The following is a 25350-nucleotide window of genomic DNA, read 5'->3' as shown; positions in this document are numbered from 1 at the left end:
GTGCCGGCGCCGCCTCCGGGCCAGCAGGTCGTGCTCTGGCGCCGGCGACGGCGCTGACTCCACGGCCTGTCGGCGCTCTGCGGCGGCGCGTCCGTGATGAGATGGGCACATGGCGATCGGGCGAGGCCTCGCGGCTGCGGTGTTGCTGACGGCGACCCTGGCCGGTTGTGCCAGCTCGGCGAGCGAGGAGCCCGACGAGCCGGCGTCGAAGCCGAGCGATACGCCCAAGTCCGAAGGGGCATCCGGCCCCGTGCGCGTTGAGGGCGGCGTCGCTGCACCCGGCAGCCTCACCGACTTCGACTGTGCGCCCGACGGCGACGTCTGGTCGGCGAGCGGAACTCTCACCAACACCGAGTCCGGACCGGCCGACTTCCGCGTCACCATCGTCATTGCCGCGCCGAACACCTCGCGCAGTAAGGCGCGTGAGATCACTGTGACCGACGTACCGAGCGGTGAGACGACCGACTTCAAAGCGAACAAGCTGCCGGCGACCTCTGCTGCCGGCGCTGCCTGTTCGGTCCAGGTCGCAATCCTCAAACGCTGACACGTGAGAAGTTCAGCCTCGACACGTGAGTTCTACTCGGCGAAACCCACGTGTGGGCCGGAAACTTCTCACGTGTCAGCGTTGGTCAGTTGACCTGGCGGCTTTGGTCCTTCCAGAACGGTTCGCGCAGCTTGAACTTCTGCAGCTTCCCGGTCGCCGTGCGGGGGAGCACCTCGCGGAACTCCACCTTCTTGGGGCACTTGTAGCCCGCGAGGTACTGGCGGCAGTGGGTGATGATCTCCTGTTCGGTCACCGAGTCCTCCTCGATGACGACGAGCGCGGTCACCATCTCGCCCCACTTCTCATCGGGTACGCCGATCACTGCGACCTCACGCACTGCCGGATGCGAGCTGATGGCGTCCTCGACCTCGATCGACGTGACGTTCTCGCCGCCGGAGATGATGACGTCCTTCTTGCGGTCGGCGATCGTGAGGTAGCCGTCCTCGAACACGCCGCCGTCGCCCGTGTGGAACCAGTTGCCCTGCTGGACTCGTTCGGTCTCCTCGGGGTTCTGCCAGTACGCGTGCAGGTTGACGTTCGTCTGCGCCAGCACCTCGCCGTCCTCGTCGGTGGAGATGCGTACGCCGATCGCCGGCGCACCCGCACGTCCGAGCAGCCTGGCCTGTTCGTTCGGGTCGAGATCGTCCCACTCGTACCGCATGCGGTTCATCGTGAGCAGCGGTGACGTCTCCGTGAGTCCGTAGATCTGGATGAACTCCCACCCGAGCTCCTCGCGTACCCGCTCGATCGTGCGGGTCGGCGGCGGCGCTCCGGCCACGATGAGCCGTACCCGGTCGCGGCCGGGCACCTCGCCCTCCCAGGTCTTTGCGCCGTCGAGCGCCGCCGTGACCACTGCCGGCGCCGCGCACATCATGGTGACGCCGTGCTCCTCGATCCGGTTGAGGATCTCGGTGCCGTCGACCTTGCGGAGCACGATGTGCTTGCCTCCCATACCGGTGACGGCGTACGGCATGCCCCAGCCGTTGGCGTGGAACATCGGCAAGGTGTGGAGGTAGACGTCGTTGTCGGTGACGGTGGCATGCCAGCCGAAGGTCGTCGCGTTGACCCAGAGGTTGCGATGGGTGAGCTGCACGCCTTTCGGTCGAGCCGTCGTCCCCGACGTGTAGTTGATGGTGGCGGTGGCTCCCTCGTCGCCGTCCCATGGCTCGGGTTCGGCGTCGCCGCCCCAGATCTGCTCGTCGTCCTCGCCGAGTACGAAGGTGTGGTTCGCCTTGACGGTGTCGAGCAGCGAGCGCAGCTCCGGGTCGACGATCAGCACATCGGCACCGGAGTGCTCGACGATGTACTCGACCTCTGCCGGCGCGAGGCGGAAGTTGACCGGGACCAGGATCCGCCCCCACCCGGAGACTCCGAAGAAGGAGGTCAGCAGCCGTGCGGAGTTGTGCGACACGATCGCGACCCGCCCACCGACAGGCACACCGAGCCGGTCGAGGTTCGCGGCCTGTGCGCGGGCTCGGCGGGCGAGCTCGGCGTACGTGACTTCGCCCCACGACTCTGCAGGCTGCGTCGGCTCATCGACGACAGCGACCCGTGCGGGGTACACGGTCTCGGCACGGTCGAGGAAGTCGCGCACGGTCAGCGGATAGAACATGGTGCCTCCAGCAGCGAGTGATCCGTGTTCGTATCATCTGCCGTCGCGCCGGTCGCGCGCTACCCGGGTGCGTACGTCGCGGTCAGTCGGTGCAGACGCGGACCATGTCCTCGCGCGGCACGACCTTCTTGCGTTCGCGTCCTTCGGCCTCGCCGAGGGCGAGTTCATGGGCGTCGAGCTTCTCCCAGCCCTCCCAGGTGGTGTACGCAACTCCGCGGTCGGCGAGATGCGCGGTCACCGCGTCCGGCTCGGGGTGCTCAGCGCCCTGCAGTGAGTCGGCGTCCTCGAGGAGCTTCGACACCGTCTCCGAGGCGTCGCTCTTGGTGTGTCCGATCAGTCCGATCGGACCGCGCTTGATCCAGCCCGTGACGTACGTGCCGGTCAGGGCGTCACCGTCGAGGTCGAGTACGCGCCCGCCGTCGTTCGGCACCACGCCCGTACGGTGGTCGAACGGCACGTCCGCGAGCGGCGTACTGAGGTAGCCGATCGCGCGGTACACGGCTTGCACGTCCCAGTCGGTGTACTCGCCGGTGCCGCGCACGTTGCCGTCGCCGGTGAGCTCAGTGCGCTCCGTACGCAGGCCGGTTACGTGGTCGTCACCGAGAACCGCCGCCGGCGCCTCGCAGAAGTGGATGTGGAGGCGGTGCGCCTTGCCGGACGGCTCGCACGCGATGTAGTTCTGCAGCCGGTCGACGACGAGCTTGACCGACTTGGTCGCCCGGATCGCCTCCATGCTGCCCTCATCGAGTTCGAAACCCTCCGGATGGACGATCACGTCGACGTTCGGCGACTGTCCGAGCTCCTTCAGCTCCATCGGCGTGAACTTCACCTGCGCAGGGCCCCGCCGGGCGAAGATGTGCACGTCCTGGGCTCGGTTGGCGGCGAGACCCGCGTACACGTTGTCGGGGATCTCGGTCGTGCTCAGCTCGTCGGCGGTCTTGGCAAGAACGCGGGCAACGTCGAGTGCGACGTTGCCGGCGCCGAGGACCGCGACCGACTCGGCGGTCAGCGGCCACTCGCGCGGTACGTCGGGGTGTCCGTCGTACCAGGATACGAAGCCGGCGGCACCGTGGCTGCCGGGCAGATCGACGCCCGGAATGTCGAGGGGCTTGTCATCGCGGGCGCCGGTTGCGAAGACGACCGCGTCGTAGAACTGGCGCAGGTCGTCGAGTTTGAGGTCGGTGCCGTACGCGACGTTGCCGAGGAACCGGATCGCCGGATGCGCCATCGTCTTGCGCAACGCCTTGACGATCTCCTTGATCCGCGGGTGGTCCGGAGCGACGCCGTATCGGATCAGGCCGTACGGCGCGGGGTCACGCTCGAGGATGTCCACCGCGACGTCGACATCGGACTTCACCAGTGCGTCGGCAGCGTAGATGCCGGCCGGACCGGAGCCGATGACGGCGACGCGCAGTGCGTTCGGCATATGCCGCCTCCTTTCGTGAACGGGTTCACACGTCTTAGGTAAGGCTAACTGTGCGACCGGCGGTATCCCAAGAGGTCTCATACCGTGGACCGCGTGGGTCACATCACGTCCACGCTCGCGCCGCGATCCGGTAGTTTTGAAGTTGAGCGGAATGGACTCAAGTTAGTTGACGTTGAACCAAGTGACTACCGCTCGCACCTTGGAGGGACGCGTACACATGGACGCATCGAAGCTCACCACCCGAACCCAGCAGGCCCTCGCCGACGCCATCCAGGCGGCCGGTGCTGCCGGCAACCCAGCCGTCGACCCGTTGCATCTGCTCGCCGCACTGCTCGGCCAGGAGGGCGGCACCGCTGTGCCGCTGTTGCAGGCCGCCGGTGCTGATCCATCCGTCGTCGCATCCGGTACGAAGACCGAACTAGCCAAGCTCCCCGCGGCGAGCGGGTCGAGCGTACAGGCGCCGGGCTATGCGCGGACGACTCTCGAGTCGCTGCAGCGAGCCCAGGACCTCGCCGCCGAGCTGGGCGACGACTTCGTCTCGACCGAGCACGTCATGGTCGGGCTGGCGACGGTCGACTCCGGGGCCAAGTCGGTTCTCGACGGAGCCGGTGCAAGTGCCGAAGCACTGCAGGCGGCGTTCGCGAGCGTACGTGGGTCTCGTCGAGTCACCAGCCAGGACGCCGAAGACACCTACCAGTCGCTGGAGAAGTACGGCGTCGACCTCACCGAGGAGGCCCGCGAGGGCAAACTCGACCCGGTGATCGGCCGCGACTCCGAGATCCGCCGCGTCGTGCAGGTGCTCAGCCGGCGTACGAAGAACAACCCAGTGTTGATCGGCGAACCCGGAGTCGGCAAGACCGCCGTCGTCGAAGGACTCGCCCAGCGCATCGTCGCGGGCGACGTGCCCGAGTCGCTGCGCGGTCGTCGGCTGATCTCGCTCGACCTGGCCGCGATGGTGGCCGGTGCGAAGTACCGCGGCGAGTTCGAGGAGCGGCTGAAGGCCGTGCTCGCCGAGATCAAGGAGTCCGACGGACAGGTCATCACGTTCATCGACGAGTTGCACACCGTTGTCGGCGCCGGGGCCTCCGGCGACAGCTCGATGGACGCCAGCAATATGCTCAAGCCGTTGCTCGCCCGCGGTGAGTTGCGGCTGATCGGCGCCACGACGCTCGACGAATACCGCGAGAACGTCGAAGCCGATGCGGCACTCGAGCGCCGCTTCCAGCAGGTGTACGTCGGTGAGCCGAGCGTCGAGGACACGATCGCGATCCTGCGCGGTCTCAAGGAGAAGTACGAGGCGCACCACAAGGTCGAGATCGCCGACACCGCGTTGGTCGCGGCGGCGACACTGTCGCACCGCTACATCCCGGGCCGCCAGCTCCCCGACAAGGCCATCGACCTGATCGACGAGGCGAGCAGCCGTCTGCGGATGGAGATCGACTCCAGTCCCGTCGAGGTCGACGAGCTACGCCGCTCGGTCGACCGGTTGACGATGGAGGAGATGCACCTCAGCCGCGAAGAAGATGACGCCAGCCGCGAGCGGCTGGAGAAGCTGCGTGCGGAGAAGGCCGATCAGGAGGAGCGCCTGCGTGCGCTCGAGACGCGCTGGGAGCGCGAGCAGCAGAGTCTCAACCAGGTCGGCGAGATCAAGGAGCGCATCGACGAGGTACGCGGCACCGCCGAACGTGCGCAGCGCGAAGGCGACTTCGAGACCGCAAGTCGACTGCTCTACAGCGAGATCCCCCAGATGGAGAAGGCACTCGCGGATGCGCAGGAGGCCGAGTCCGCTGACAAGGCCGACCTGATGGTGCACGAGGAGGTCGGGGCCGACGAGATCGCCGAGGTGATCGCGTCGTGGACCGGCATCCCGACGGGCCGTCTGCTCGAAGGCGAGACCGGCAAGTTGCTGCGGATGGAAGACGAGCTCGGCAAGCGACTCATCGGTCAGAAGTCTGCCGTCGAAGCCGTCTCCGACGCTGTCCGCCGTTCGCGGGCGGGTATCGCCGATCCCGATCGGCCGACCGGTTCGTTCCTGTTCCTCGGCCCGACCGGTGTCGGCAAGACCGAGCTCGCGAAGGCTCTTGCGGAGTTCCTGTTCGACGATGAGCGGGCGATCGTACGCGTCGACATGAGCGAGTACTCCGAGAAGCATTCGGTCGCTCGTCTCGTCGGCGCGCCGCCCGGGTACGTCGGTCACGAGGAGGGCGGTCAGCTGACCGAGGCAGTACGCCGCCGGCCGTACTCTGTCGTCCTGCTGGACGAGGTGGAGAAGGCGCATCCGGAAGTGTTCGACATCCTGCTGCAGGTACTCGACGACGGCCGACTGACCGATGGGCAGGGACGTACGGTCGACTTCCGCAACGTGATCCTGATCCTGACATCGAACCTCGGCTCTACGTACCTCGCGGATCCGGCATTGGACGACAAGGCCAAGCGCGCCGCCGTGATGGAGTCCGTACGCGCGGCGTTCAAGCCCGAGTTCTTGAACCGGCTCGACGAGATCGTCACCTTCGACCCGCTCGGCACCGCGGAGCTCTCCCGCATCGTCGACCTGCAGGTCGACGCACTCGGCAGGCGGCTCGAAGCGCGGCGCATCGGCCTGGACGTGACCACCGCCGCGCGCGAGTGGCTCGCGCTGACCGGGTACGACCCGGCGTACGGCGCCCGCCCGCTGCGTCGACTCGTCCAGCAGGCAATCGGCGACCCGCTCGCCCGCGAGCTGCTGTCGGGCGAGGTGCGCGACGGCGACACGGTCAGGGTCGACCTCGACGAGCAGTCCGACGAGCTGGCGGTGGGCGTACGCGCCTGACCGAGGCGCTCACCGGGCATGGTGGGATAGTCGCATGATGAGCGAGTCGGCGCCCCGCCCGCAGAAGGTCACGATGGCCTGCCTGCTGGCCGGTATCGGCTCGCTCGTCGTGTTCATCAGCTTCACCGTGATGCTTGCCGACTGGGTTCCGCGAGAGCTGCGTACCCAGGTCGAGCAGGTCATCGACGAGCCGCCGCTGTCGACGTACGACCTGCAGACGAACCAGGTGCTGGAGTGGCTGCGCCTCGTCCTGATGGCCGGCGCCGCGATCGCGGTGGCGGCCATCATCCTGGCCATCTACACCGCCAGGCGTCACCGCGGAGCCCGCATCGGCCTGACCGCCGTATCTGCCGCGAGCAGTCTGGCGTTCGTACCGTCGGGACTCACCGGCCTGCTGCCCGCGGCGATGGCCGTCGGCTGCGTGATTCTGCTGTGGTCGCGTGAGGCGAACGACTGGTTCAACCCGGAGAAGGCAGCCCGTCGCGAGGAACGGGCCGCCGCGACCGCGACGCGCGACACGCCACCGGCAGTCGAGGCGCACGCTTCCGCGCGCCCGCTCGCCGAGGTGCCGCCGCAACGCGCCCGGCCGGCCGATGCGCCCTTCGGTGCGCCCCCCGCGCAGCACCCGACGAATCCACCCGCGGCACCGACCCGCTATGCGCTCCCGCCTCAGTACGCAGCGCCCCAGTCGTCGCGACTCCCGGGCTCTGTCCTTGCCGCGATCCTCACCGCGACGATCACGTCGGGCCTGATCGCGATGGCGGCGATGATCGTCGTGGTCGGGTACGCGTCGGCGCCCGCCGACCTCGGCAACGAGCTGCTCACCCAGCGTGCCATCGAGGACAATGCGCACATCCAAGAGCTCGGCTGGTCGGCGGACACGCTCGGACGGGCGGTCGTCTACACGATGGCCGCGATGCTGGTGCTCTCACTCGCCGCGATCGGGGCTGCGCTGTGGATGCTGCGCCGGTCGAATGCCGCCCGGATCGTGCTCGTCGTCCTGTCGGGCATCACCATCCTGGTCTCGGCCGTCGCGACCATCGCGGGCCTGCCCACGATCGCGGCCGCGGTGACGGTGATCATCCTCGTGTTCCGGCCCTCCGCGAACGCGTACTTCCGGTCCCAGCAGAAGGCGGTCCCCACAGCATGAGTGACGCACCTGAGCGAAAGGGCTACGTGCTCACGCTCTCGAGCCCAGACGTCCCCGGCATCGTGTACGCGGTCTCGAAACACTTCATGGACGAAGGCTTCAACATCTTCGCCAGCCAGCAGTTCCTCGACCAGTCCGCCGATCGGTTCTTCATGCGCGTCCATGTGCACGACGCACACGGACGCGACCGTTCCGTCGACGAGGTACGCGCCGCCTTCGCCGCGGTCGGTGAGCGGTTCGACATGACCTGGCTGCTGCGCGACGCCGGCTACCGGTCCCGCGTACTCCTGCTGGTGAGCAAGTTCGGCCATTGCCTCAACGACCTGCTGTTTCGTACCAGCATCGGCCAGCTCAACATCGACATCCCGGCGATCGTGTCGAACCACACCGACTTCGGGCCACTCGCCGCCAACTACGGCTTACCCTTCCATCACATCCCCGTCACGGCCGACACGAAGTTCGAGGCCGAGGATCGCCTCCGCGAGATCATCGCCGACAAGCGCATTGACCTGGTGGTGCTCGCGCGCTACATGCAGATCCTCAGCCCGCAGCTGTGCGATGAGCTCGCCGGCCGCGCGATCAACATCCATCACTCGATGCTGCCGAGCTTCAAGGGCGCTCGGCCGTATCACCAGGCGCACGCCCGCGGCGTGAAGCTGGTCGGTGCGACGGCGCATTACGTCACGTCGAACCTCGATGAGGGCCCGATCATCGAGCAGGAGGTCGCCCGCGTCGACCATTCGATGAGCCCGACTCAGCTCGTCGATGTCGGCCACGACGTCGAGCGCCTCGCGCTGCAGCGGGCCGTGCGCTGGCACACCGAGAACCGCGTACTGCTCAACGGCAGCCGTACGGTCGTGTTCGACTAGGGTTTGGAGACACACCCTAGTCGGGTACGGGCACCTCGAAGGCGTGCGTGACCTGCAGGGCGTCGCTGGCCGTGCCGCCGCCGGTGCGCCAATGCGGCTCGATCCAAACGCCGATCTCTGCGTCGTAGCTTTCGCCTCGGTCGTACGCGCCGCCGTCGAGGCGTCCGCCGAACGCGCCGACACTGCCCGCCTCGTAGACGTCGCGTGCCGTGTGTCGACTGCCGCGTACGGCAACCCAGCCGTCGTCGTTCTTGCGCACCAATCCGGCGCCGATCTTGCTGACCCGGGCATGACTTCCGCACTCACCGGTCTCGTCGAGTGTTCGCGCGGTCACCGAGAAGTCCACGTTGTGCAGGCGGAGGTTCTCCCAGACCGTGATCGGCCCGGTGAAGCCCCAGGTCGGTCGCGCGTTGCCGGAGATATCGCCGGCGAGATCGACGTCCAGGCACAGATCGGCGTAACGCAGCTTCTCCTGCCAGCTGTGTTCGACTCTGATCGACTGGGCGGTATCGCCGTCGACGACCTTTCCGGAGGACGGGCTGGACAGCCGCATCAGCACGACCACGGCGATCAGCAACACAATGAGCGCTCCGATACCTACCCAGAGCAGCTGCCGACGCGGAACCCGAAGCGCGACCATGAGCAAGGACCTTAGTGGTAGGCAGTGAGTGCTGCCACCCGCGAGGGGCCGGCCCACTTCGCGCGGGGGAAGGATCGACGCGCGTTCGCGAGCAGGCTGGGTCGTATGAGACACATCGACTCGAGGGTGACCGACCAGACACGTGATCCCGCAGACAACGGGCCATTTGGCGGCGACATATCGGCTCCGATCGCAGTAGGTTCGTGATATGGACGAGAACGAGGCAGTACGCACCGATCGTCCGCACGTCGTCGTCGTGGGGGGTGGCTTCGGCGGGCTCGCCGCCGTACGAAAGCTGCGCCGTGCAGACGTCGACGTCACGCTGATCGATCGGCATACGTACAACACCTTTCAGCCGCTGCTGTACCAAGTCGCCACCGCGACGCTGAACCCCGGCGACATCACGTGGTTCCTGCGCTCGGTCCGGTCGCGGCAGGACAACGTGCACTTCATCAAGGGCACCGTCCTGCGGATGGACCACGAGGCACAGACCATCGAGCTGGACGGCGGTCAGTCGGTCGCGTACGACTACCTGATCATCGCGAGCGGAGTGACGACGAACTTCTTCGGCGTCCCCGGCGCAGAGGAGTTCGCGTTGCCGCTCTACCGCCGCAGCCAGGCGCTGGCGGTTCGCGACCGGATGTTCGCGAACCTCGAGGACTCAGCGATCAACGGCCAGCAGGAAGACCTGCGCATCGTGGTCGTCGGTGGTGGTGCGACCGGCGTGGAGACGGCCGGTTCGCTCGCCGAGCTGCGCAACAACGACATGCCCGTGACCTACCCGGAGCTCGACACCGATCGCGTGCACATCACGCTGGTCGAGATGTTGCCGCACGTCTTGGGCCCGTTCCATCCGAGCCTGCAGAAGTACGCCCGTAAGTCCCTGGAGAAGCGTGGCGTCGACCTGCGCGTCGGCACCTCTGTCAAGGAAGTGCACAAGGACGGCGTCGTACTCGACGACGGCGAGTTCCTTCCCGCCGGCATCGTCGTGTGGGCGAGCGGCATCACAGTGCACGAGGTCGTCAAGGACTGGGACGTACCTCAGGGCCGCGGCGGGCGCATCGAGACGGGGTACGACCAGCGCATGCGCGGAAGCGATCGGGTGTTCGCAGTCGGCGACATCGCCCTCTCGCCTACGCCGCTGCCACAGCTTGCGCAACCCGCGCTGCAAGGGGGCAAGCATGCGGCGAAGACCATCCGGCGCCTCGAAGCGGGCAAGCAGGCGAAGGCTTTCGTCTACCGCGACAAGGGCACCATGGCCACGATCGGTCGTAGTTCGGCGGTCGTGGAGATCAACCACGGGCCGCGGTTGAAGGGGTTCATCGCCTGGGTCTCGTGGATCGTGCTGCACGTCTTCTACCTGCTGGGCAACCGCAACCGGCTAGCGACGATCATCAACCTGAGCGCTAGGTACCTGTTCTGGCATCGCAACCACAACGCGATCGTCGGGGAGACGCCGCCGACCATCATGCGAACGCCGACCCGGTTCGGTGCGAAGGAACGCCCACTCGACTGACCTCTGCCGGTTGGTCGCGTCGACGTACGCTGGCCGAGTGCTCGAACATCTCGCGTCCGCCGAGGCGTTGGGTCGTGCTCATGACTTCCTCGGCGGTGCGCACGTCGCCGTCCTGACGGGTGCGGGTATCAGCACCGACTCGGGCATCCCCGACTACCGCGGCCCGGACTCTCCGCCGCGCAAGCCGATGACGTACCAGGACTTCGTCTCGGGGCCGGCCGCCCAGCGACGCTATTGGGCGCGGGCGCACGTCGGCTGGGGTCACATGTCGGCAGCGTCGCCGAACGCGGCACACCATGCGCTGCGGCGGATGGAGCGAGCGGGACGGCTCACCGGCGTCATCACCCAGAACGTCGACGGACTGCACGAGGCCGCCGGGCAGCAGCAGCTGATCGCCTTGCACGGGCGTATCGCCGACGTCATCTGCCTGCATTGCGGTACGAGGTCGAGCCGTGCCGATCTGCACCAGCGTCTCGCCGACCTCAACCCGGGGTACGCCGAGCGCGATGTCGAGATCGCCCCCGACGGTGATGCGGTGCTCGAAGACGTCGAGGACTTCGTCGTCGCCGCCTGCCAGGTGTGCGGCGGCGTACTGAAACCCGATGTCGTGTTCTTCGGCGAGAACGTCCCCCGAGCTCGCGTTGCGGATGCCACGCGGCTGGTCGATGCCGCGGAGTCCCTGCTCGTCGTCGGATCGTCGCTGCAGGTGATGTCCGGGCTGCGGTTCGTACGGCAGGCGAGCAAGGCGGGCAAACCCGTGGTCATCGTCAACCGGGGTACGACCCGCGGCGACGATCTCGCGGACGTCAGGATCGACGCCGGCACGTCGGAGACGCTGCTCGCGTTGGAGGCCGAATCAGTCGAACGCTGATGCGACGACAGGCTCGAGCACCTCGCGGAGCGTGGCGTCGACTGCGCCGTGGCTGGTGCTCGCCAGGATGTAGCCGTCGAGTGTGAACATGATGCGTTGTGCGTCGACCTCGGCGTGCTGCGCGCCTAGGCCCTGCAACAGGTCAGCAGCGAGCTGGTTGAGCCGACGCCGAGACTCGGCGACCCGAGAGGCGAGTTCCGGTCGGGTCGCCGCTTCCAGGAACACCGCGTACCGCGCGATCGTGGTCGTGCGGGCCGGGCCGAGCAGGTCTTCGCCGACAGCAATGAACAGATCGGTCAGCGCTGCGGGATCTTCTGGCATGCGGCCCGCGGTTATGCGGGCGAGGTTTCGCTCGTCTTCTGCCACGAGATGGTCGAGTACGCCCCCGAGGAGCGCGTCGCGGGTTCGGAAGTAGTTCGACGTGGTACCCGGCGGCACACCAGCGCCGCGGTCGACCGCGCCGTGGGTCAATGCGCGGGCGCCGCGATCGGCGATCACGGTAACGGCGGCGGTGAGCACACGCGGCCGGTGCCGCGACGCAGCGGGACTCATGCACAGATCATCTCGCGGCAGGAGGGAACACATTCGGCGACACGGTGTTGATCTTGGTGTAGACCTGAGGAAGGGGCCCGCAGTGACAGCGCATGGTGAGTACAAGGTGCCCGGCGGCAAGCTCGTCGTGGCCGACGTCGAGGTTGCCGACGGGCGACTCGCCGACGTACGCATCTCGGGCGACTTCTTCCTGGAGCCGGACGAAGCGCTGGAGCGTATCGACAAGAGCCTGATCGGTTTGCCGACCTCCACCCCGGCCGACGGCCTCACGAGCCTCGTCGCCGAGGCCGTTGGTCCCGAGGCAGTGCTGCTCGGGTTCGAGCCGAAGTCGGTCGCGACTGCCGTCCGTCGCGCACTCGGACACGCCACCGCCTGGCATGACCACGACTTCGAACTCGTCGACTCCGGACCCCAGCACCCGCCGATGCAGATGGCACTCGACGAGGTGATCGCCCGCCAGGTCGGCGACGGGGTACGAAAGCCGTCACTGCGATTCTGGGAGTGGGCGTCGAATGCGGTCATCATCGGTTCGTTCCAGTCGCTTTCGAACGAGGTCGACCTCGAGGGTGCCGCGCGTCACGATGTGACTGTCGTCCGCCGAGTCTCCGGCGGGGGCGCGATGTTCGTCGAGCCGGGCAACACCATCACCTATTCGCTGTACGTACCGGGCTCGCTCGTCGACGGTCTCTCGTACTCCGACTCGTACGCGTTCCTCGACGACTGGGTGCTCGGCGCGCTGGCAGAGCTGGGCATCAAGGCGACGTACGTACCGATCAACGACATCGCCTCACCCGAGGGCAAGATCGCGGGCGCCGCGCAGAAGCGGTTCGTCAACGGTGCGGTGCTGCACCACGTCACGATGTCATACGACATGGACGCCACCAAGATGCTGCAGGTCCTGCGTATCGGACGGGAGAAGCTGTCCGGCAAGGGCGTGACCAGCGCACGCAAACGGGTCGATCCACTGCGCTCGCAGACCGGTATGACACGGGAGTCGATCATTGCCGCGATGGTCGACCACTTTCGGTCCAGCTACGGTCTCGACGAGGTCGGCGTCGACGATGCGACGCGGGCCGAGGCCGAACGACTGGTGGCCGAGAAGTTCGGCACCCAGGAGTGGACCGCCCGAGTGCCGTAGCGATGGCACTGCGTTCTTGCTTCGATCCGGTGCGACTACCCGCCTTCGTTCGCGCGACTACTCGTCTGCCCGATTCCGGCTCCCTGTCGGCTTTCCCTGCTGCTTCAGCCGGGCAAAAGACGCGGCGACGCGGGAGCCGCCAGCTACGTGGCTCGGATTGCTTGCCGGCTTTCCCGTTTCGGTCGGCTTTAGCGGGGTCGTGGTGGTGGTTCACCAAGTAAGCATGGTGAAGTACCGCTTTGCATGGCAGGGACACCGTGCAAAGTGACAGGTTGCCGTGCGCGTTGGTACGTACGTGGCTACCGGTACGGGTGTAACACCGAAACCGAACGTTACCCCGATCCCATATTAAGGTCCCGGGAAAGCCGCCGAGCAACCGAACCGGAATGGCGCCGCCGCGCGTCGCCGCGTCTTTTCCCGGCCGAAGCAGCAGGGAAAGCCGACAGCGAACGAGCATCGGGCAGACGAGTAGTCGCCGAAGAAGTACGAAACGCCGACAGTGACGCCGACGGCGATGTCAGCGCCGTGTGAGAGCGGCCACCGAACGGGCGCCGGCGGATGCGGCGCGTGTTAGATTCGATGGGTTCCGCAAGAGGAACGCCGCACGCCGCAGGGGAAGCCGGTGCAAATCCGGCGCTGTCGCGCAACCGTGAGCCGAAAGGCGAGCCGGGATACCTCGACCGTGCGAATCCGCTCGACACGCTGTCGCGACGAACAGGGTGGAGCCCTCGTCGTACGACGGCGAGTCCTCCGCCCTGAGCGGCGGAGAGGACCCCATGAACCGATCCATCAGGCGGCGAGGCTGTGCGCTCGCCGTTGCAACCGCGTTCGGCCTGGCCGGTACGGCGCTCGCGCCGTCGGCCGTCGCAAGAGATGCCCCGCGTCCGGCCAAGGACGCCGCCCGTTGGCAGGCCGGTGAGCTGACCCGCGGCGTCATTCACAACGACCAGTTCGGGTTCGATGACTACGGTCTGACGATCGACTCGCTACTCGCACTGGACGAGGCTCGCGTCAAGCCCGCTAAGCGCAAGGCCGTCGTACGCGCGCTGCGACGCAACGTCGAGGCCTACATCGGTGACGGGTCCGGCGGTACGTACGCGGGCTCGGTCGCGAAGCTCCTGACCGCGGCGACGACGGTCGATGCGACGCCGCGGGCCTTCGGCGGAGTCAATCTGGTCAAGCGGGCGACCTCCCTCGTAGACGCTGACGGACCGGACAAGGGCCGGCTCAAGGACAGCGGCAGCAGTGACTTCTCGAACCTGATCGGGCAGGCGTACGCCCTTCGCGGGTTCGCGGCAGCCAAGGCGCCGAGGCCGTCAGTCAAGAAGTTCCTGCTCAAACAGCAGTGTCCCCGCGGGTTCTTCCGCATTGCGTACAACGACGCAGCCTCCAACCCGAAGCTGCGTTGCGGCACGGCGAAGCCCGCGAACCGTACGCCGGACCTCGACGCGACCGCCATCACCGTTGCCGCGATGCAGTCGGCACGCGCCGACGGCGTCGGCGGACTCGCGAAGCCAATTGCCTCGGCGACGCGTTGGCTACGTACCAAGCAGCTGCGCAACGGAGCATTCCGCAGCGGTCAGCCGGCGACGGCGAATACGAACAGCACAGGGCTCGCAGCCCATGCCCTCGCACGTACGGGGCATCCGCGGGCTGCCCGGCGAGCAGCGGTCTGGATCGCGTCCCGGCAGGCGACCAAGCGCCGCGCCGGTTCGACGGGCCTGGTGAAGGACGTCGGCGCGGTCGCGTTCGACGATGCGGCGCTGCGGTCGGGCAAGAAGACAGGAATCACCAAGAAGTCGCGTGACCAATGGCGTCGGGCCACTGCCCAGGCGACACTCGGCCTGACCGAGCTCCAGACGAAGAGATTCGCCGTGCGGCCAGCGCGACATCGCGTACGCGTGGGTGCCAAGGTGCTGGTCCGTGCCGCGGGGCTTGTCCCGGGGGAGCGTTACGACATCGCGGTCGCGGGCAAGGTGCGCAGGTACGGCAAGGCGAATGCGAAGGGCAAGGTCAGCGTTCGCGTGCGAGTGCCGCTGGCGACGAGGCCGGGCAAGCGGGTGGTGGCAGTACGCGGGGCCGTCGCCGCGCGATCCGGCAAGGCGCGCATCCGAGTGCGTCCGCGTACGTCGTCGACCGGACTGTCGCGCGTGCGGCCGGGCGCTGCCCGTAAGGGTTACGCAGGCAAGTGCAAGCGCAAGACGCGTAAGGGCCGCAAGGGGGTCACCGCGGTTGTCGACTTCCGCAAGCTCGGGAAGTTCCGCAAGCACAAGGGCAAGACCATCGTTCGTTGTGCGCCCGCGAAGTTCACGAAGACCGGCAAGGTGAAGAAGCGCACCGGCTTGCAGGTGCTCAAGCAGGCGGGCATCTCGGTCAAGGGCACCCGGATGCAGGGCAAAGCCTTCGTGTGTCGCCTCGACGGGCGGCCCGCGCGAGCCGAGAAGCTGCCGGTCAAGGGCAGTCCGAAGTACCACGAGAAGTGCGTCACCACACCGCCGAGCAACGCGTTCTGGGCATCCTGGCACGCGACCGGCAAACGCGGAGGCTGGCGCTTCGCGAAGTCCGGCCCGGCGAGTCGATACGCGACGCCCGGCGGGTTCGAAGGATGGGCGTTCGCGTTGAATGCCAAACGCGCCGATCTGCCCAAGCCGCGGGTCAAGCCGCGCCGCTGATTCGCCAGAGCAAGGATCGAGGTACGTCGATGCGAAGGCCGTTGATCGCTGCGACTATTGCGGGTCTGGTCGGGGCCCTGCTGGTCCCCGGCCAGGTGCCCTCAGTTGCGCGTACGGCACCGGCGGAGCTCAATCGCGCAGAGACCACCGGTGCGTGGATCGCTCGCGAGGCCGTCGACGGTTCGCTACCTGGCCCGGCGACGCGCTATGACTGGGGGCTCACGGCGTCCGCCTTGTTCGCGCTGTACGCCAGCGGAGTAGGTGAGACGGCAGCCAAGCGAATGACCGGGTCACTGGCTGCACACGCCGGTGAGTTCCTCGGCCCGGACCTCTATCGAGACAAGCGGGCGCGTATCGCGGGTTCGGCGGCGGCTCTGCTCAACGTCGCCGTCGTCACCGGGAGCGACCCGCACGCGTTCGGTCGTGGTCGCTATACCGGCCGAGGTACGTACGACATGCGCCAGGAAGTGCTCGACCTGGTGGCGCCGTCGGGCTCGAAGCAACCGGGTCGACTCCGCGACCGTGGCACCGGGCGAGACAGCACCAATCTGTTCGGGCAGTCGCTCGCCGTCATCGGGCTGGCGCGGTCGGGTGGTGATCACGAAGCAGCGTTGACGTTCCTTCGCAGTCAACAGTGCGCAGCCGGGTACTTCCGGATGACCTACAACGACGGCAAATCGTGCAATGCCGCACGCGGTGTGCCGGACATCGACGGCACGGCGATTGCTGTTCAGGCGATGCTCACCGCGCGCGCCAATGGCACGGACGGCCTCGACGGCGCGATCGCGAGGGCGAGCGGCTGGCTACGCCGGGTGCAACGCCCGGACGGGTCGTTCGGGGGAGTCGGCACCAGCGAGCCGCCCAATGCCAACTCCACTGGGCTCGCTGCACAGAGCCTGCACGCGACGGGCGCCACGGGTGCGTACGAACGGGCGCGAGACTGGGTTGCCGAGCGCCAGGTGTCACCCGTACGCGCGGCGAGAACTCAAGTGAGCAAGGAGGTCGGCGCCATCGCGTATGACCCGGCCTCGCTCGCGAAGGCACGTAGGTCGGGCATCGACGACAATGGGCGAGACGAGTGGCGCCGGAGCACCGTGCAAGCGGTCTTCGCGTTCTCTCCGGTGTCGTTCGCGACGCTCGGCGACACCCCGCCGAAGGGGGATCCGCGGGTGCTGAACGCGTCTGGCCCGACCGACGACGGCAATGACGACGGCAACGACGAGACCGAGCCGCCCGACGATGACCAGCAGACCGGCCCGCCGGAGGACGACTCGACCACGGATCCGCCCGACGACGAACCGACCGATGAGCCGGACCGTGAGTCTGAGGACGACGCCGATGAGCCCGGCGGTGAGCAGCAAAAGCCGACGCAACCAACCCGCCCGACGGCACGACTCGCGTCCTTCATCGCCGACCAACTCGTCGACGGTACGCATATCGAGGTACGCGACCGAGGGAAGCTGTACGTCGACTACGACCTGACCGCCGACGCGGTGCTCGCCCTGCGCGTCCTCGGAGAGCGACCCGATGCTGCCCGGAGCGCGTCCGAGTTCCTGCTGTCTACCGAGTCCGTCGACGCGTACGCATACGGCAAACCGTATGAGAGCAAGGGTGCCGCGTATGCCGAACCACTCGCAAAGCTGTCGCTGATCGCCGGCTGGCTGCCGACCAAGCGAGCGACGAGGGCGACGAGCTCGTACGCCGACGAGTTGGCACGGCTGCAGAACGACGACGGCGGGTTCGACGACACCGGCGAGCAAGCCGATGTGGGCAGGTCGACCGAACGCCAATCGTGGTCGGCGCTTGCGCTTCGTGCAGCCGGGCGCGACGCAGACAGCGACGCGGCGTTGGAGCCGATCCGGGAAGTGCAATGCGACGACGGTGCGTTCGGAACCGACTTGACCCAGACCGACTGTGCAGCGGGCGAGGTGGCGTCGACCGCGATGGCGGTGCAGGCGCTCAACGCGACTCGCGAAAGCGCCAGTGCGGCATACGCGCCGGCCAGCGCGACAGAGGCACACGCGCCCGACGGTTCTGATCCCCTCGTACGCGCCGCGTCGTACCTGTACGACTACGGGTCGGTGCCCGACGTACGACCGGCTTCGACCGGCAACCAGCAGTGGTCGACGCTCGCGGCCGTCGCCGCCGGAAAGCAGGCTCTCGGGCTCGACGCGACCTACCTCGCGGATCGTATGGGGCAGCTCTTGCGCAACGACGGCGGAGTTGCCGGTCCGTCGGGTACGAAGGCCGCCGATCGAGCTCCGAGTGAGGTCGAGGCAAGCATCGGCGCTGCTCCGGCGGTCGCCGGTCGCTCACTGCTGAGCGCGAAGGGGTCCGCCCTCACACCTGCAGTGCGCGTACCCGTCGGCGTTGATTCCACCGAGCAGGCCGCGCCTTCATCCGACGCGGCCGATGACCCGCTGCTTCCCGGTTGGATGGTGTACGCGCTTGCCGGGCTGCTCGCAGTTGTCTTGTTGCTGGCGGCGGTCGTACTCGCGCAGCGGATCGTACAAAGCCCCAGGGGAGATCGCTCATGAGAAGACTGGCGATGTTCCTCGTCGCCGTCGCAGCGGTGGTGGCCGGTGCTGCGCCGGCGTCGGCGATCGACGACTCCAAAGGGACACCCGGATTCTGCCCTGACGGCGACGGTGTCACTGTCGTCGTCGACTTCGGCTCGATCGGCGGCGACGTGGTCGTCCGATGCGCTCCTGGCTCCCAGCAGCGCGATGGGCTGGACGCACTGCGCGATGCCGGATTCCTTGTCGACGGCACGAGCCGGTTCGGCGCCGGCGCCGTGTGTCGCATCGAAGGTCGCCCCGGCGCGGGCGAGTCCCTCGCGGTCGACGGCGACGACGGATACCGCGAGGCGTGTGTCGACATGCCGCCCTCGTCGGCGTACTGGAGCTACTGGGGCGCCGAGAACGGCGGCGATTGGGCGTACAGCCAGCGCGGGCTGCAGAACCGCGAGGCGATCGTCGGCGGGTTCGAGGGCTGGTCGTTCGCGTTGAACGAGACGCGCTCCTCGCCGTCGGCGCCACGCATCGATCCGGTGCGCCCCGACGACGACACTGGCGACTCCGACGGGGCTGAGAGCTCCGAGGGCGCGACGACCGACGAATCGGACCAGGGCTCGAAGAGCGATGACGGGCAGACCGACGGCGGGGCATCCGACGACTCCACCGACTCCACCGGCGATTCCGGTGCCGGGCTGCCGATGCCGAAGAAGCGCGACGTCGGTTCCGCTCCGACGGAGGGGGCGCAAGACGGTGTCAAGTGGACGGGTGGCGAAGACACCGAGTCAGCCGCTAGTGCGGACGTCGACCCCGAGTCCTCATCGGCCGCACCGTGGGCAGCTGCCGGTGTGATCGCCGGGATCGGCGTACTCATTGCCGTTACGGTGGTACGCCGGCGCGCATCGCAACGGTTGAGGTGAGATGACCGCCGCGTACTTCGTACCTCGTGATCTGCATCCCGGCGCCTGGTGGATCTGGGCGATCGGCCTTGCCGTCGCGGCGAGTCGAACCATCAACCCCTGGCTGCTGCTGACGATCATCGCGGTTGCGTCGTACGTGGTGGTCGCCCGTAGATCGGAGGCGCCTTGGGCACTTGCCTTTCGGATGTACCTCTATCTTGGCCTGTTCGTCGTCGTGCTCCGGGTGGTCTTTCGGATCCTGTTCGGCGGTGGCGGAGGCGATACGCTCGTGCTCGGCTTGCCCGAGATCCCATTGCCCGACTGGGCCGCCGGAGTCCAGCTGCTCGGAGACGTCTCGCTGGAGTCAGTTCTCGGCGCCCTGTACGACGGTCTCCGTCTTGCGACGATGATCATCTGTCTCGGCGCGGCCAACGCCCTCGCCAACCCGAAGAGGTTGTTGAAGGCAATGCCTCCGGCGTTGTACGAGGTCGGTACCGCTGTCGTCGTTGCGTTATCGGTGTTTCCGCAGCTCGCCGAGAGCGTCCTGCGGGTACGCCGGGCGCGCAAGCTTCGCGGCCGAGACTCCCGACGGCTCGATCTCGTACGCACGGTCGCCGTGCCCGTACTCGAAGACGCACTCGACCGCTCGCTTCGGCTGGCTGCCGCGATGGATGCGCGCGGCTACGGGCGTACCGGAGCAGCCGGCCGCCGGCAGCGTCTCGCGAGCGGGAGTCTCTTGATCGGCGGCCTTTCCGGCATCTGCGTAGGTGCGTACGCCTCGCAGGACCTCACGATGACCAGAGGCGTCGCATTCGGTGCGCTTGCGGCGGGGTGCCTGCTCGCGTTCGGCGGCATCGCGCTTGCCGGCCGTACGGCTCGTCGTACGCGCTATCGACCCGACCGCTGGCGTACGGCTGAGCTCGTGACCGCTGGTTCCGGAATCGCCGTGGTAGTTGGGTTCTGGGCCACTGCGACGTACGACCCGGTCGGCATGAGCGTAGTCACCGGTGGTTGGCCGGCGTTGAGCTGGGCGCCGCTGTGCGTGGTGTTGATCGGCATGCTGCCCGCCTGGCTCACTCCGGCTCCTGAGTCACCGTATGACGACGCCGACGAGACGTCGACGCTGCGAGCGACCGAACGGGTGACCGCGTGATCACTCTCGACCAGGTGACGTTCACGTACGACGGTGCACTCGAGCCATCGCTTCGAGATGTCGACTTGCGGATCGACGAAGCCGAGCTGGTACTCGTGGTTGGGCGCACCGGTGCAGGCAAGTCGACCTTGCTGGGCACCTTGAACGGGCTCGTCCCGCACTTCACCGGCGGTCGGCTCGCTGGCCGAGTGACCGTAGCGGGTGAGACGACGCAGGAGCGGCCGCCGCGCGAGCTCGCGCACCTGGTCGGCTTCGTCGGTCAGGATCCGCTCGCGGGCTTCGTGACGGACACAGTCGAGGAGGAGCTCGCCTACGGTATGGAGCAGCTCGGCGTCGAGCCGCAGGTGATGCGGCGTCGAGTCGAGGAAACCCTTGACCTGCTGGGGATCGCGGGTTTGAGGCGGCGTGCGCTTCGTACCCTTTCAGGCGGCCAGCAACAGCGCGTGGCTATCGGGTCGGTGCTGACTCCGCATCCGAAGGTGCTGGTGCTCGACGAGCCGACGTCCGCGCTCGACCCGACCGCGGCCGAGGAGGTGCTCGCAACACTGGCGCGTCTGGTGCACGACCTGGGCACGACCGTCGTACTGGCCGAACACCGCATGGAGCGGGTGGTGCCGTTTGCCGACCGGCTCGCTTACGTTGCTGGAGACGGCACGGTCGTGTGTGACGATCCCCGTGCGCTGTTGCTGGACATTCCGGTCGCTCCGCCCGTCGTACGCCTCGGGCGGCTTGCAGGTTGGAGTCCGTTGCCGTTGTCGGTACGCGATGCGCGGCGGGCAGCGCGCAGTCTGCGCGACGACCTGAGTGACCACGCCGGACACGTCAGTCGCCCGACGCCGACCGAGGCACGGCTACGTGGCAAGGACGTTGTCGTGCGATACGGCTCGAAGATCGCCGTCCGCGGAGCCGACCTCGACCTGCATGCGGGTGAGGTGACCGCGCTGATGGGCCGGAATGGATCTGGCAAGTCGTCCTTGCTCTGGGCGCTGCAAGGTTCGGGGCCGCGAGACGGGGGCTCGGTCGCGGTCGAGACGAACGACGGTCCGCATGACCCGTCGCGCATGTCGAGCGCGGCTGCGCGAAGGCTCGTCGGGCTCGTACCGCAGACCGCGACCGACCTGCTGTATCTCGAGTCCGTCGCCGAGGAATGTGCCACGGGGGACCGGGAGTCCGGCGCCGCGTCCGGCACCTGCCGAGCGCTGCTCGATCGACTCTCGCCGGGCATTGCGCCGGAGACACATCCGCGGGATCTTTCGGAGGGTCAACGCCTCGCGCTCGTGCTCGCAATCCAGCTGACGGCTGCCCCCGACGTACTGCTCCTCGACGAGCCGACGCGCGGCCTCGACTACGCCGCCAAGGACGCGTTCGCTGCGGTCATCCGCTCGCTCGCTGCCGACGGCCGCTCCGTTGTCGTGGCGACGCACGACGTCGAGTTCGTTGCAACGGTGGCCGATCGCGCGATCGTGATGGCCGAGGGGGAGGTCGTTTCGGACGGCCCGGCCGTGGACGTGCTGGCGGCTTCACCGGCGTTCGCGCCGCAGGTGTCGAAGGTGCTCGGACCCCAGTGGTTGACAGTGGATGACGTTGCTGCGGCGGTCGGAGATCGCGATGGCTGACACTCGGGTCGTTCGGATCGGTCCGCGTTCGGCGATCACCCTGACCGCGGCATCGCTCGCGGGCTTGACGATGTTCCTCTGGCCGCTGCTGTTACGCGTCGGACCGGACAGTGCGCAGCACAGCGTAGACGCACCATTCGTCTTCATCGCGATTCTGCCGGTCGTGATCGTCGTTGTGCTCGTCGAGCTGTCCGAGGGTGGCATGGACTCCAAGGCCCTAGCCATCCTCGGCGTACTGGCCGCGGTCGACGCCGCTCTCCGTCCCCTCGGCGCCGGAGTAGCCGGCATAGAAACCGTCTTCTTCCTGCTGGTGCTGGCCGGACGCGTGTACGGCGCCGGTTTCGGTTTCGTACTCGGCTGCGCCTCGATGTTCGCCTCGGCGCTGCTCACCGGCGGTGTCGGACCCTGGCTGCCGTTCCAGATGATGTGCTCCGCGTGGATCGGCATGGGCGCCGGTCTGTTGCCGCGCCGCGTCACCGGCAAATGGGAGATCGCGATGCTGGTGGCGTACGGGATCGTGGTCGCGTACGCCTTCGGCTTCCTGATGAACCTGTGGTTCTGGCCGTTCGCGATCGGCATCGATGTGCCCGGCGCCGACGGTGGCGTGTCGTACGTACCCGGTGATCCGGTACTCGAGAACCTGCACCGCTTCGTCACCTACACACTGCTCACCTCTACCTTCGGCTGGGACACCGGCCGGGCAATCGCCAACACAGTCGCGATCCTGGTGCTCGGACCCACGGTGCTCGCCGTGCTGCGGCGGGCGTCGAGGCGGGCGTCATTTGCGGCTGAGGTGACCTTTTCGCCTCCGCCTGGCGGGGGCACCGTCCGCGCTCGGTGACTGGCTGCGGGCTTGCGTCGGCTGGTGTCCTTCATCGATTCCCGTGCGCTTTGGTGCAGGCCGTATGGCGGCGACGAGGATCTCGCCGCAGTGGGCCCGGGTTGTTTGTCGGCTGACCCGATCCGCCGGTTTCCCCGGTTGCCCGTCTGACTCACGTGACCGTCCGAAAAGTTTCGTCAAGAATCTTCGTTTTCCCTTGTGGATAAGGACTTCTGAGGACCCTTCCTGTCAGTGGCGGGTGGCATGATGTGGGTTATGAGGACGGCGAACCTGATCGACGATGTCGAGACCACTGACGGTCTCGATATCGCGGCGGCCGCTCGTGCTCAGCTCGCCCGCACCGAGGCCGCGCAGTTTGATGCGGTGTTGGCGTATCTGCGGCAGATCGCCGTCGAGCCGCTCGCACGGGCGGGTGGGGTGAATGAGTGGACCCGTTACGGCGGCTCGGGGACGCCGTCGGTGTCGGAGTATGCGGTCGCTGAAGTCGGCCCCGTCCTCGGCCTGTCTGCGAATGGCGCCCGTTCGCTGATCGCGGATGCACTGGATTTGGCGTATCGGCTGCCGCGGCTGTACGCGTGTCTGCACGAGGGAAGGGTGGATGGGTGGCGGATCCGTAAAGTCGCGCGTGCGACGCGGGAGTTCACCATCGCCCAAGCCTCCGATGCCGACCGGCGGCTGTCGGCGGCGAATGTCGACGGGACCCCGCTGATTGGGCGGATCACCATGCCGCGGCTGCAGCTGGTGCTGGATCAGATCCGGTTCGTCGACGACCCCGACGGTGCCGAGAAGAAGCGACGTGAGGCACGCAGGCGGCGGGGTGTGACGATCTGGTTCGAAGACGGCGTCGCCCACATTTCAGGCACCCTGTCGGTCGACGACGGCCAACGACTCGACCAGCGGTTGGATCAGTTGGTGGAGTCGATGCGGTTCCTCGGCGACACCCGCCCCGACCACATCCTCCGGTCGGTCGCGATGGGCATGGTCCACGAACCCGACAGCCTCGACGACCTCTACACCCTCGTCGCCGACAAAACCGACGGCGACACCGACGACACCGAAGCGGATGTACCCGCCGAACCAGAATCGCAGCCCGAGCCCGAGCCCGAATCCGAGGCCAAGTCTGAGCCGAAGCCCTCTCGTAGGCGTCGTCGTCGTGGGCTGCGCGAGACCGTGCTCTACCTCCACTACGACCGGTGCTGGGGCACCTGGTCACTCGACGACGTCGGCGCGATCACCCGTACCGAGGCCGAACAGATCCTCGGCAAATCGTCGCGGATCGTGGTGAAGCCGGTCATCGATCTGGAGACGACGATCTCGACCACCGGCTACGTCGCACCGCCACGGTTGCGGGAGCAGACGGCGCTGATGAATGCGCTGACGTGCACGTTCCCGTACTGCAACCGGCCGGCGAAGCTCGGCGACAATGACCACATCCGTAACTATGCCGACGGCGGCCCGACGGATTCCAGAAATGGCCACCGGTTGTGTCGGTTCCATCATCGGGCGAAGACGTTCACCGCCTGGACCGTCACCACACCGGCACCCGGCATCTGGTTGTGGTTGTCACCGGACGGACGGTCGTACCTCGTCACCGCCGGCACCACCACCAAACTCCCCGGCCGAACAGACACCACCGTCCAAGAGAAGCGAAAACCCAGCGCCGCCTAGCCCCCGCCACCACAGCACCACCGTGGCGGGACACAGGCATGCCGTGAGCATCGCGTGGGTCTAGCCACTGGTCCCGTCGTCCACCAGCCAACGGAGTAGATCGGACGCGTCTTGGCCACGTTCGGCCGCGCTTGCGTACCTGGATTGGGACTCCGGCTGTTCGCGGATCCGAAGGGCCTCCTCGGCGATGGTCCTCCAACGCGAGTCGAGCTGGTCAATGATGTAGCGGCCAGCCCCGCTCTTGGACGTCATGGTCTTCGAGCGGAGCAGATGGTGCAATCGTGCCGGACCGAGGGTGACGAATGCGACCGACGCGTCATGCGCACCGAGTGCCGCCGTGCCCACCTCATCGACTTGCTTGATGAGGTCGCGCCAGAACGTGTCGAGGTTCGCGCGTGTGAACGCCAGTAGTTCGTCCAGGTCGGTGTAGATCGGCGGGATGGGTCCGCGTACGACGATCGGTCGCTCGGCAAGCTCATGCCACGAGACCAGGTTGAGGTCCAGGGTTCCGCGTACGTCGAACTCGCTGCGAAAGAACACCGGCCGCCTATCTATCAGAGCGGGACTCCTCGACAGATCGCGCGCCTCGCAATGGAAGCCATCGAAGTCATGCGCAGGAAAGCTGGAGCTCACGGCGGCGTGGGCATCACTGAGCAGCTCGAGGTCCGCGCCGACCGGGAGCTCGTCCCAGAGGCCGACAAAATCGACGTCGCTGCCGGAGAAGAACTCGCCCCAACCTAATGACCCGCGCAGGAACAATCCCGACAGACGACCGGGCAGTGCCTCGTCCACAGCGGAGAGGAAGCATTCGGTCAGCTCGGCGACGTACTTCGGGAGTGCCATGCGGGTGACGCTATCGCC

Annotated in this window: 19 protein-coding genes and 1 riboswitch; of the genes, 14 read left to right on the top strand and 5 right to left on the bottom strand. The window is 67.4% G+C overall.

The genetic code is table 11. From position 1 onward, the window contains the following. The first annotated feature begins 109 nt into the window (after nt 1-109). Nucleotides 110-544, top strand: coding sequence for a hypothetical protein (locus MU582_20325; GenBank protein UPK74754.1), 435 nt, complete (start codon nt 110-112; stop codon nt 542-544). A gap of 85 nt (nt 545-629) precedes the next feature. Here the strand turns inward: MU582_20325 and MU582_20320 are convergent, their stop codons facing one another. Both MU582_20320 and MU582_20315 read right to left on the bottom strand, forming a co-directional pair. Further along, complete coding sequence (locus tag MU582_20320) at nt 630-2156, bottom strand: AMP-binding protein (GenBank protein ID UPK74753.1); 1527 nt, start codon at nt 2154-2156, stop codon at nt 630-632. An 82-nt stretch (nt 2157-2238) separates the two neighbouring features. Then, nucleotides 2239-3582, bottom strand: a complete 1344-nt coding sequence (locus MU582_20315) for an FAD-dependent oxidoreductase (GenBank protein ID UPK74752.1) — start codon at nt 3580-3582, stop codon at nt 2239-2241. Between the two features lie 217 nt (nt 3583-3799). Here MU582_20315 and clpB point away from each other — a divergent pair, with 217 nt between their 5' ends. Genes clpB through purU form a run of 3 tightly spaced genes read left to right on the top strand, consistent with a single transcriptional unit; the run spans nt 3800 to nt 8410 of the window. Further along, nucleotides 3800-6391: an ATP-dependent chaperone ClpB gene (clpB, locus tag MU582_20310; GenBank protein ID UPK74751.1), complete on the top strand. Its 2592-nt coding sequence runs from the start codon at nt 3800-3802 to the stop codon at nt 6389-6391. A gap of 34 nt (nt 6392-6425) precedes the next feature. Beyond that, on the top strand, nt 6426-7541 hold the full coding sequence (locus MU582_20305) for a hypothetical protein (protein UPK74750.1): 1116 nt from the start codon (nt 6426-6428) through the stop codon (nt 7539-7541). Then, the gene (purU, locus tag MU582_20300; GenBank protein UPK74749.1) at nt 7538-8410 is read left to right on the top strand and encodes a formyltetrahydrofolate deformylase; all 873 of its coding nucleotides are present in this window, start codon (nt 7538-7540) and stop codon (nt 8408-8410) included. The genes MU582_20305 and purU overlap by 4 nt, the downstream gene beginning before the upstream one ends. A gap of 16 nt (nt 8411-8426) precedes the next feature. Here purU and MU582_20295 read toward each other — a convergent pair whose 3' ends face one another. Then, nucleotides 8427-9050 (bottom strand): hypothetical protein, encoded by a 624-nt coding sequence (locus tag MU582_20295; GenBank protein ID UPK74748.1) that lies wholly within the window; start codon nt 9048-9050, stop codon nt 8427-8429. A gap of 208 nt (nt 9051-9258) precedes the next feature. On the opposite strand from MU582_20295, the gene MU582_20290 reads away from it, so the two are divergent. Both MU582_20290 and MU582_20285 read left to right on the top strand, forming a co-directional pair. After that, complete coding sequence (locus tag MU582_20290; GenBank protein ID UPK74747.1) at nt 9259-10566, top strand: NAD(P)/FAD-dependent oxidoreductase; 1308 nt, start codon at nt 9259-9261, stop codon at nt 10564-10566. A 37-nt stretch (nt 10567-10603) separates the two neighbouring features. Then, the gene (locus tag MU582_20285; protein ID UPK74746.1) at nt 10604-11437 is read left to right on the top strand and encodes an NAD-dependent protein deacetylase; all 834 of its coding nucleotides are present in this window, start codon (nt 10604-10606) and stop codon (nt 11435-11437) included. On the opposite strand, the gene MU582_20280 is transcribed toward MU582_20285, so the two are convergent. After that, on the bottom strand, nt 11423-11989 hold the full coding sequence (locus MU582_20280; protein UPK74745.1) for a TetR family transcriptional regulator: 567 nt from the start codon (nt 11987-11989) through the stop codon (nt 11423-11425). The two genes, MU582_20285 and MU582_20280, sit on opposite strands and share 15 nt — an antisense overlap. Nucleotides 11990-12071: 82 nt before the next feature. Between MU582_20280 and MU582_20275 the strand changes: the two genes are divergently transcribed. The 8 genes from MU582_20275 to MU582_20240 all read left to right on the top strand — a co-directional run bounded on the left by MU582_20275 (nt 12072) and on the right by MU582_20240 (nt 24489). Further along, on the top strand, nt 12072-13127 hold the full coding sequence (locus tag MU582_20275; protein UPK74744.1) for a lipoate--protein ligase family protein: 1056 nt from the start codon (nt 12072-12074) through the stop codon (nt 13125-13127). A 613-nt stretch (nt 13128-13740) separates the two neighbouring features. After that, a riboswitch (cobalamin riboswitch) is annotated at nt 13741-13803 on the top strand. Between the two features lie 100 nt (nt 13804-13903). Beyond that, a complete protein-coding gene (locus MU582_20270; GenBank protein ID UPK74743.1) occupies nt 13904-15799 on the top strand; it encodes a terpene cyclase/mutase family protein in 1896 nt (631 codons plus the stop codon). A 29-nt stretch (nt 15800-15828) separates the two neighbouring features. Next, the gene (locus MU582_20265; protein UPK74742.1) at nt 15829-18336 is read left to right on the top strand and encodes a hypothetical protein; all 2508 of its coding nucleotides are present in this window, start codon (nt 15829-15831) and stop codon (nt 18334-18336) included. After that, nucleotides 18333-19232 (top strand): hypothetical protein, encoded by a 900-nt coding sequence (locus MU582_20260; protein UPK74741.1) that lies wholly within the window; start codon nt 18333-18335, stop codon nt 19230-19232. Before MU582_20265 ends, MU582_20260 begins: the two co-directional genes overlap by 4 nt. Nucleotide 19233: 1 nt before the next feature. Next, nucleotides 19234-20364 (top strand): energy-coupling factor transporter transmembrane protein EcfT, encoded by a 1131-nt coding sequence (locus tag MU582_20255; protein ID UPK74740.1) that lies wholly within the window; start codon nt 19234-19236, stop codon nt 20362-20364. Next, the gene (locus tag MU582_20250) at nt 20361-21980 is read left to right on the top strand and encodes an ATP-binding cassette domain-containing protein (protein UPK74739.1); all 1620 of its coding nucleotides are present in this window, start codon (nt 20361-20363) and stop codon (nt 21978-21980) included. Before MU582_20255 ends, MU582_20250 begins: the two co-directional genes overlap by 4 nt. Then, nucleotides 21973-22821 (top strand): ECF transporter S component, encoded by an 849-nt coding sequence (locus tag MU582_20245; GenBank protein ID UPK74738.1) that lies wholly within the window; start codon nt 21973-21975, stop codon nt 22819-22821. The genes MU582_20250 and MU582_20245 overlap by 8 nt, the downstream gene beginning before the upstream one ends. Nucleotides 22822-23052: 231 nt before the next feature. Beyond that, nucleotides 23053-24489, top strand: a complete 1437-nt coding sequence (locus MU582_20240) for an HNH endonuclease (GenBank protein UPK74737.1) — start codon at nt 23053-23055, stop codon at nt 24487-24489. Between the two features lie 60 nt (nt 24490-24549). Here MU582_20240 and MU582_20235 read toward each other — a convergent pair whose 3' ends face one another. Beyond that, entirely contained in the window at nt 24550-25332 is a 783-nt protein-coding gene (locus MU582_20235) for a hypothetical protein (protein ID UPK74736.1), read from the bottom strand. Nucleotides 25333-25350: the final 18 nt, after the last annotated feature.

The sequence above is a fragment of the Nocardioidaceae bacterium SCSIO 66511 genome (assembly GCA_023100825.1).
GTDB lineage: Bacteria > Actinomycetota > Actinomycetes > Propionibacteriales > Nocardioidaceae > Solicola.
Note: the sequence above shows the minus strand (reverse complement) of the source record. Positions and strands in the feature narration are given on the sequence as shown.